5 protein-coding genes are annotated in these 5,470 nt (G+C 53.0%); all 5 read right to left on the reverse strand.

All coding sequences use genetic code 11. The features are described 5' to 3' along the window. Positions 1–485 precede the first annotated feature (485 nt). A complete protein-coding gene (locus tag L692_RS0126920) occupies positions 486–866 on the reverse strand; it encodes a RidA family protein (protein ID WP_025703052.1) in 381 nt (126 codons plus the stop codon). A gap of 73 nt (positions 867–939) precedes the next feature. Next, the gene (locus L692_RS0126925; RefSeq protein WP_025703053.1) at positions 940–1,635 is read right to left on the reverse strand and encodes an NAD(P)H-binding protein; all 696 of its coding nucleotides are present in this window, start codon (positions 1,633–1,635) and stop codon (positions 940–942) included. 58 nt (positions 1,636–1,693) lie between these two features. Then, positions 1,694–2,968: an MFS transporter gene (locus L692_RS0126930; RefSeq protein ID WP_376717973.1), complete on the reverse strand. Its 1,275-nt coding sequence runs from the start codon at positions 2,966–2,968 to the stop codon at positions 1,694–1,696. A gap of 97 nt (positions 2,969–3,065) precedes the next feature. After that, complete coding sequence (locus L692_RS0126935) at positions 3,066–4,481, reverse strand: sensor histidine kinase (RefSeq protein ID WP_025703057.1); 1,416 nt, start codon at positions 4,479–4,481, stop codon at positions 3,066–3,068. Between the two features lie 113 nt (positions 4,482–4,594). After that, positions 4,595–4,876 carry a hypothetical protein gene (locus L692_RS0126940; RefSeq protein ID WP_025703059.1) on the reverse strand — a complete coding sequence of 94 codons (282 nt, stop codon included), beginning with the start codon at positions 4,874–4,876 and terminating at the stop codon, positions 4,595–4,597. Positions 4,877–5,470: the final 594 nt, after the last annotated feature.

Here is a 5,470-nt window from a genome sequence, read left to right on the forward strand (position 1 = left end):
ATTAATCAGCATAGCCAGGCCCCCCTCTGTACACCTCAAATTATAACCGAACATGAGTTCCTATTCAAGAAGTTTCCAGAAAAAATGGTTGCTGTCAGGCGAGGGGAGGGGGCGAAAGGAAAGCGTGGGCGAACAAGGGCATAAGCAGGAGCTTAGGGAACCTCGCAGATGTCGGACCATTGAGGGCTGAACCCTCCCTTGTCCGAAGTTGATTCTTCCCCTGCATTGCAAATGAAGGGGTCTTCTCTCCTTTTCTGATAAATAAAATCGTCGGTTTGTTAATTGTAATCTTCTCCTTTGGATGTTGTTTACCTACTAGTAGGTAGAATGTCAATGGGTGGAACTCAAATAAAGCCTTATATTAAAAAAATCCTTTCCCGCTCTCCTGCACCTTGACTGCAGTTCTGCCGGGAAAGGATTTATGCGAATCCGGACCGTCTATACCGCTAAAGTCCGGATTTCAATACAGAAACCGGCTGACGCCATTATTTTCTGCGAGCTACCACTTCAATTTCCACGAGTCCGTCCTTGGGCAGACGGGCGACCTCAACGGCGCTGCGCGCCGGATACGGCTCGCTAAAGAAGCTGCTGTACACTTCGTTCACAGCCGCAAAATCATTCATGTCCTTCAGGAATACCGTCGTCTTCACTACGAGGTCCAGGGAAGTGCCCGCCTCCTCCAGAATGGCCTGTACATTCGCCAGCGATTGGCGCGCCTGGGCCTGCACATCACCAGCCAGCTCGCCCGTGGCCGGGTCCAGCCCCAATTGGCCGGAGGTGTATACCCAATTTCCGGCGGTAATGGCCTGGCTGTACGGACCGATGGCCCCCGGCGCTTTGGTCGTGGCTACCTGCTTTTTGCTCATCTCTTCATTTCCTCCCATTCATCTGTTTACGTCCTCATTTTAAAGCCTTCGCTCTCATTATTGCAAACCCTTCTCATTGCCCGGTGCCCGTTCCCCGCTCTTCTTCGAAGTCCTTTCCAAGAGCTTGTATGACGTCGCTTGGATAGATATGTATCCCCATCGGACCGGCAGCCGCAATATGAACCATCGCCCGCGCAACGCTCACCCCCTTGATGGCCCGGTATTTGGCGGCTCTGCCGGCCATAAGGAATTCGAGCTTCGTCATGAGCCAGGCTGCGGCGCGCTCTCCCGGCCTGAACTCATCCCTCTCTCCGAGCAGGAGCGACGGGCGGAACAGGTGCAGCCCCGGAATGCCCGCCCGGCTTAAGCCTTCTTCCATCCGGCCCTTGGTCCGGCTGTAGAAGTTGCGCGAATGGGGACTCGCCCCCATGGCGGAGACCGCCAGGAACTGCGTCACTCCGGCTTCCCGGGCAAGCCCCGCAGCCTTAAGCGGATACTCCAGGTCGACGCGCTCGAAGCTTTCCCGCGAGCCGGCCTGCTTAATCGTCGTCCCGAGGCAGCAGAACACGGCATCCGTTCCTTCGAACTCTCCGCCATACCGCTCCAGCCGTTCCCAATCGATTACCGTCTGCTTCAGCCTGTCATGGCGGATACCGAGCGGTCCGCGCGCCAGCGTCCTTACTTCCCGCCAATCGTCGCTCAGGAGCCGCTCTACAACCGCCTTTCCAACCAGTCCTGTGGCGCCAAGCACAATCGCCGTCTTGTTCATGAACACACTCCTTCTGTAAACCAGCCAAGCTAGCCTCCGGCTCCCGCCGGGCACATGTCTAAACTTCTTTCAGAATGCGGCGCCCAAGCAGCAGAATCAGGCCGATCATCAGCCCCCCGACAATGAGCTGCATCCCGTATACTTGAAAGGCGCGCGGCCACTCCCCGATCCATTCATACACTTTGCCTCCGACCAGCGGACCGAAGAACGACGCGAGGCCCGTAAGCGCCGCATACATCGCCATATACATCGGGCGTTCTTTTTTCGGCGTATCCCCGATGATGAAATTAAACGCCAGCTGGTTAAATCCGCCGACTCCCACTCCGAACACAACATGCACGGCCGCCAGCACCGGAAGCATCGGAAGTACAGACAGCAGCCCCCACAGCAGCGAGGAGGCCGCGATGATGGGCAGCGTCCAGAAGAGAAGGAGCTTGTTGCTGTACCTGGCGTTCAGATTGCCCCAGATATAGAAGCTCGCCATCATGAACACCGTCTGGAACACATTAAGCAGCGAAAGCGTCTGATAATTGATGTGCATCAGTTGCAGCATAACATAGGAATACAGCGGCACAGTCACATTTTGCAGCAGCAGCCAGAGCGAAAGAAACATCGTCGATTTCATAAACAGCCCGTCGTGAATCGGTTTCTTAAACATCGGCACAAACTTTCGTTCATCCGATTTCTCGAAGGGCACGTCGGGATAGAAGAAGAAGACAACGACATTGGCCGTCGAAAATATCCATACCACGATATACAGGATCAGAAATCCGTGTCCGCCCGGATAGCGGTCCAGAACAACGCCTCCCCCGTACAGACACAAGCTCCCCAAAGCGTTCAGCAGCGTATTGCGGATTCCGAAGTAGCGCCCCCGGACCCGCGGCGGAACGAGATCGCTGATTACCGAGCTCCATAGCACCGCCCCGGCGGTATTCGCGATAAAGGCAAGGGCATACAGCACAATGAAAGCGGTAACCCAATAGGGGCGGGGAAAGAGGAACGGAACAAGTCCGGTCGATGACCACAGCAGCCGGTGAAGACCGACAAAGGTTACGAGCGCCCATTTGCGGCTGGGCAGTCTCTGGATCAGAAAAGCCACGCCGACCTGCGCGATATTCACCAGTGTGGTAAGCGCAATCACAAAGCCGATCTGTCCGGAAGACGCCCCCAGATACAGCAGGAATCCGGTCAGAAACGGCCCCTGGAGCAGCACCTGAAAAATGGTCGCGGGCACGCCTTCCCATGTAGCCATATGCAGGTTCCTGCGGTACGTCGAAAACTTGCGGCCTCTTTTCCGGGAATGGGCTTCGGGGCGGCTTCTCATGATCTGCATGGCGGTAAATACACTCCTTTGGCGCAGCTTTGTGCTTCATTTTACTCCGCGCCGCCGAAGCGTCAATACGTCAGAATTACAAATATAATTGGAGCTTTTATGCCTTGTCTTCTCCCGTTGCCGGAAGGTAGAGAGAGAACGTGCTGCCCTGGCCCTCCTGGCTATGCAGCGTGATAACACCGCCAAGCAGCCGGGCCAGATCCCGGCTGATGGACAAGCCAAGCCCCGTTCCCCCATACCGCCTGCTGATCGTTTGGTCAGCCTGCTGAAAGGCCTCGAAGATGGTTAGCTGCTTGTCCTTCGGGATGCCGATGCCGCTGTCCGACACCGCCCATTCGATCCAGGAGGTTTCACGCGCGCCCTGCCGCCGCTTCTCCTGCCGGACGGTCAGCGAGACGCCGCCCTGATGGGTGAACTTGAACGCGTTCGAGAGAAGATTGCGCAGAATTTGCTGCATCCGCTGCGGATCGGAGACCAGCGTCTCCGGCAGGCCTTCTTCAAGCTTTACGGTAAAATTCAGGCCCTTCTGCTTCGCGACGACATCGAACTGCTGATAGAGCTGGATGGGAAGCTCGCTGATATTGACTTCTTCGCGGACGATTTCAAGCTTCCCCGCCTCCACCTTGGACAAATCCAGAATATCGTTGATCAGCAGCAGCAATTCTTCGCCGGAGCGGTGAATAAGACGTCCGTAAGTCTGAAGCTCCCCCCTGGCGGTCGAGTCGTCGCTCTCCGCAATAAGCTCGGACAGATTGAGAATGCCGTTTAGGGGGGTGCGCAGCTCATGCGACATATTGGCCAGAAATTCAGACTTGTACTGGGAGGCCAGCATAAGCTGCTTCGCCCGTTCTTCCAGAACGATTCGATTCTTGTAAAGTTCCTCCGTCTGCTCCGAGAGCAGCGCATTGGCCTGTTCGATCTGCCGTATCCGCTCATGCTCCAGATGGAAATCCCGAGCAATCAGCGCAAACAGTATGCTGAGCGCCATGCCCGCCGGGAACGTGATCGGCATAATCCGGGTTATGTACTCATATGGGGGGATGACTCCAAATAGAATGATGTTGACCGCATTGAAGAGGTTAACCGCCAGAACAATAACCAGCCCCTTGGCAATCATGGACATGCACGAGCGGCGAATCCAGGGGGAAATGGCGGCGCACATGAAGCCCAGAATGGAGAGATTGAGCATTCCCGCGGCCGCGGCCATATTAATGCCAAACGTAAAGCGCATCAAGCCGGTTCCGACCCCGATCATAATCAGAAGCAAAGGCTGGGGGTAAGCTATGGCGGAGATGATTAGCGGAACATAGCGGAGATCGAAAATAACCTGCTCGTCCAGCCTGTAACCGAAGAAAGAGCTGAGCCAGCCCGCAAATATAGCCATAATTACCCAGATTGCCTGCTTGGTCCGCTCGGGAACACGGGAAATCGTATGCTTGAACAGCAGATTGGCCAGATAAGCCAAAGTGATCAGCAGCGCCGTATTTACGAAAAATATTTTGATATACTCCATGAATTCACTCCCGTAGAACGCCAAATGATAGGTTAGTCAATATACTACCATAATGAACCATTAATTTTAATCATTTTGGCGTACTGCGGCCTGAACGAAAAGAAGAGCGCAGCTCAGATTCGATGTGCGCTCTTTCTCATATGAAGAAAGCGGGGCCAACCTCTATGCCAGCGTCTGCCAAGCCCTGGGAAGCGATGCTGCGCAGAAGGAACAGGCTCCTGCGGCGGCGTTTCGAAGGCATCCCGGGATATCCCCTCCGTGTCTGTCCATGTCTCTTCATCCGGCAGCATGTAGTACCTGAAGTGATAGGTGCAAATCGTGTCACCTTGCTGAGTAAGCACGCGGTCATTACGGATCTCGATAATCCTCCCGGCAATCACATTGGACTTATACATAGACATCGCCTTCCTTAATAAACATTTATTTCATGAAAAGAACAGTGTCCAGGGGCCATAGCTTTTTCTACAGACACATTACCCTGCCATATTTCGGATGAATCTTCTTCATTTTGGATCAAAATAGACAGGGTCGGATTTTGTCATATTTTTTTTTGTTTTTCAGTTGATTAATCTATCAATTTATTCAAAACTTCGATATAATCGACCTATAAATAAAGCGTTGTCCGGAAAAGTGATTATTTTCACAAGTATATTTGGAAAAAATATGCTACTATTTTCGACACTTATTTTATATAATTAAAATTTAATCTATCAATTTGGGTTTATCTTACACTGGTGGAATTAATCCGCCCAAAGGCCCATTCCCAGAGTGACTTAAATCATTTACATAGTGATATTTATCACATTTTTTTGGTGTTTTAATGTTTTACATTTTAATATATATATTTTAAATTATGTTGGAGGTAACGCATGAAAAAAACAGCAGTAGCAGTATCCGGAGCCCTGCTCCTCGGCTTGCTTGCCGCCGGATGCGGCGATAGCAACAACAGCGCTCCGGCTGCCAGCACCGCCCCTGTCCAATCGGCGGCG

Source organism: Paenibacillus forsythiae T98 (assembly GCF_000520735.1).
GTDB classification, from domain to species: domain Bacteria; phylum Bacillota; class Bacilli; order Paenibacillales; family Paenibacillaceae; genus Paenibacillus_AQ; species Paenibacillus_AQ forsythiae.

Coding starts and splice junctions, on each gene's coding strand:
- L692_RS0126920 (WP_025703052.1), bottom strand. CDS start 866: ATGAGCAAAAAGCAGGTAGCCACGACCAAAGCGCCGGGGGCCATCGGT.
- L692_RS0126925 (WP_025703053.1), bottom strand. CDS start 1,635: ATGAACAAGACGGCGATTGTGCTTGGCGCCACAGGACTGGTTGGAAAG.
- L692_RS0126930 (WP_376717973.1), bottom strand. CDS start 2,968: ATGCAGATCATGAGAAGCCGCCCCGAAGCCCATTCCCGGAAAAGAGGC.
- L692_RS0126935 (WP_025703057.1), bottom strand. CDS start 4,481: ATGGAGTATATCAAAATATTTTTCGTAAATACGGCGCTGCTGATCACT.
- L692_RS0126940 (WP_025703059.1), bottom strand. CDS start 4,876: ATGTATAAGTCCAATGTGATTGCCGGGAGGATTATCGAGATCCGTAAT.